Origin of the sequence: Paracoccus sp. S4493 (assembly GCF_000967735.1) — a bacterium.
GTDB lineage: Bacteria > Pseudomonadota > Alphaproteobacteria > Rhodobacterales > Rhodobacteraceae > Paracoccus > Paracoccus marcusii.
This window is the reverse complement of sequence record NZ_JXYF01000442.1, coordinates 1-308: the sequence shown is the minus strand read 5'-3', so window position 1 is coordinate 308 and position 308 is coordinate 1. Positions and strand designations below refer to the sequence as shown.

1 pseudogene is annotated in these 308 nt (G+C 73.4%); it reads right to left on the bottom strand.

Annotation, left to right across the window (positions count from 1 at the left end):
- Positions 1–308: pseudogene (locus TW83_RS18320) on the bottom strand (type III polyketide synthase); the annotation flags it as partial.

Below are 308 nucleotides of genomic sequence, written 5' to 3'. Positions count from 1 at the left end.
CGCCGAACAGGGCGGTGGCGATGATGTCGGCCTTGGCCAGCCGGTCCAGGCGAAAGAGGACGGTGCAGGTCTCGACCGCGACCATCAGGACCACGGCGCGGGGGCGGGCGGCCGCCAGGTCGGCGGCGATGGACAGACCCGACACGCCCCCCGCGCAGCCCAGGCCAAAGACCGGCACCCGCATCGCGTCGGCGCGAAAGCCCAGGTCGCGCGCGGTCAGTGCCTCCAGCGTCGGCGTCACGATCCCGGTCGAGGACACGGTGACGATGATGTCCACCTGGTCCGCCCGCAGCCCCGCCTGGTCCAGC